The 2,754-nt window shown below is 48.8% G+C and carries 3 protein-coding genes; all 3 read right to left on the reverse strand.

Annotated features, from left to right (window positions below; translation table 11 throughout):
- Positions 1–505: hypothetical protein (locus QM529_07645; protein MDI9314527.1), on the reverse strand; the 505-nt coding region annotated here is incomplete at its 3' end.
- Positions 506–535: 30 nt separating this feature from the next.
- Positions 536–1,759 (reverse strand): hypothetical protein, encoded by a 1,224-nt coding sequence (locus QM529_07650; protein MDI9314528.1) that lies wholly within the window; start codon positions 1,757–1,759, stop codon positions 536–538.
- A 30-nt stretch (positions 1,760–1,789) separates the two neighbouring features.
- Positions 1,790–2,754, reverse strand: a 965-nt coding sequence (locus tag QM529_07655; protein ID MDI9314529.1) for a hypothetical protein, incomplete at its 5' end; no start/stop codon positions are given.

Genomic DNA, 2,754 nt, shown 5'->3' on the forward strand with positions numbered 1-2,754 from the left:
AAATTTTTTGCGCCCAAGCAACATCGGACAGGCTGAAACCAACCCCCAAACCAACCCGCAAACCCCAATTATTTGCGACGTCAAGTTTGATGCGATAGCTCGGCACCAATGTTACAACATGATAAGACGCGTCGTAATTAAATTCTGTTTTTAAATTGACGTCGGTGCCCAACCCCGCCCATTTGTGGTTGAAGCCCAAATAATCGGCCGATAAGCCAATGCCCGATTTATGGCTGTAGCCAAGAGACGCGCCATAACCGACACCACCGGTCGCGGTCGATTTGTTGCCCCCGATGCTGGGGCTCTGCGCGTTTGATTTGTTCCAATCGCCGCCAAAGCTGTAAACATAACCGACATCGGCCTTCAGCATTAATTTGCCGTCGGCATTATCGCTGTTGATTTTTATATCTTGCGCGTTTGCGTAATTGTTAAAAACCGCGCTATTTAAGGCGGTGGTCATCAGCATCGCTGAGGCGATGGTAATAATTATTTTTTTATTTTTCATGGTATGTCCCTTTCTCATGAAGTTTGTTTGTTAAAAATTCATCCCGAAGCCGGCACCGACGAACAAGGCTAAGGGCCCGGCTATGCTGGTGTAGGTTATCGCGCCGGATGTTGCCAAACCATCAACCGATCCCTCGGACCCAAAATAACGCACGTTGAATAATTCATGCATGTATTTCACATTGATATCGGCATGCAACATGCCATTGTCATATTCCAACGCCACCTGTGGCGCCAGCACAAAACCGGCATCGTCCTTCGCCGAACCGCCGGATGATGCGGCAGGGTTGCCGCTCGGGGTGCCGCCCCCGCCCGATGGCGCGGGCGCGGTATATTGCGTGCCATTGGCTTGGTAACAACCATTGACCATGCCCCAAACACAGCTGTTCAACACCGGTGTCGCAATATGGCCAACCGTGTTGGTAGCATTCTGCGAGATACTGATTCCGTGCGCGTGAGTGGTGGTGGTGGTCGCACCAATAGCTGATAATTCCGATTGGGTAAAACCAGCATTCTTTAACATGGTGGCGATAGCAAAATCGGTTGCGGTAATGCCAGCAATCGACGCAAGCGCGCCATCCCTACAACTATTCGGGGTCGACAAGTTTGCCGAATCCGTAATAGCTGCAAGAGCAGTGGTATTATCAGCACCGCAAACATTCAGGGGAAGGAATCCTGTAGCAGCCGTATAATTCGCCCCGCCCGCAACCTTAACCCCACTGCTTTGCGCGCCATTGCTGGCTGAAATTTTTTGCGCCCAGCTGACATCGGACAGGCTGAAACCAACCCCCAAACCAACCCGCAAACCCCAATTATTTGCCGAATCTAATTTGATTCGATAGCTCGGCACCAATGTTACAACATGATAAGACGCGTCATAATTAAATTCTGTTTTTGACTTAACGTCGGTGCCCAAACCAGTCCATTTATGGTTGAAGCCTAAATAATCGGCCGATAAGCCAATGCCCGATTTATGGGTATAACCAAGAGACGCGCCATAACCGACACCACCGGTCGCGGTGGATTTGTTGCCACCGATGCTGGGGGATTCTGCGTTTGATTTGTTCCAATCGCCGGCGAAGCTGTAAACATAGCCAATATCCGCCTTTAGCATCAATTTTCCATCGACGTTGTTCGCCAATAAATTGGTGTTTATATCTTGCGCTTTTGCGTAATTGTTAAAAACCGCACTATTTAAGGCGGTTGTCATCAGCATCGCGGCGGCGATGGTAATAATTATTTTTTTGTTTTTCATGGTATGTCCCTTTCTCATGAAGTTTGTTTGTTAAAAATTCATCCCGAAGCCGGCACCGACGAACAAGGCCAATGGCCCGGCTATGCTGGTGTAAGTTATCGCGCCGGATGTTGCCAAACCATCCACCGACCCCTCACTGCCAAAATAACGCACGTTGAATAGTTCATGAATGTATTTCACATTGATATCGGCATGGAGCATACCATTGTCATATTCCAACGCAACCTGTGGCGCCAGCACAAAACCGGCATCGTCCTTCGCCGAACCGCCTGATGGCGCGGGCGCGGTATATTGCGAGCCGTCGGCTTGGTAACAACCATTGACCATGCCCCAAACACAGCTGTTCAAAATTGGTGTCGCTATATTGCTATCACCATTGCTTATAATAATACCATGCAATGTTGTGTTGCTGTGCTCTGGAATATTTTTTAATTCGGCTTGGGTAAAATTAATTGATTTAAAAAAAGTCGCTATTGCAAAATCATTGGTGCGAAGCCCCGCAAATGGTAACCCCGCCGCGTCGTTACAGCTGTTAGCCTCAAATCTATCGGATGAATCCCGCAATAAAGAAAAAGTTCTAGTATTACCCGCACCACAAATGGACAGCGGAAACGCCTGGCCCGCGGTTTGTTGATAAAATGCCCCGCCCGCAACCTTAACCCCACTGCTTTGCGCGCCATTGCTGGCTGAAATTTTTTGCGCCCAGCTGACATCGGACAGGCTGAAACCAACCCCCAAACCAACCCGCAAACCCCAATTATTTGCCGAATCTAATTTGATTCGATAGCTCGGCACCAATGTTACAACGTGATAAGACGCGTCATAATTAAATTCTGTTTTTGACTTAACGTCGGTGCCCAACCCTGTCCATTTATGGTTAAAGCCCAAATAATCGGCTGATAACCCAAGGCCGGATTTATGGGTGTAACCAAGAGACGCACCATAACCGACACCACCGGTCGCGGTGGATTTGTTGCCACCGATGCTGGGGGATT

It is taken from the genome of Hydrotalea sp., assembly GCA_030054115.1.
In the GTDB taxonomy this organism is placed as follows: Bacteria; Pseudomonadota; Alphaproteobacteria; order JASGCL01; family JASGCL01; genus JASGCL01.

Bases quoted from the DNA above. Each gene is read 5' to 3' on its own strand.
- QM529_07650 (MDI9314528.1), bottom strand. From the start codon at position 1,759: ATGAAAAACAAAAAAATAATTATTACCATCGCCGCCGCGATGCTGATG.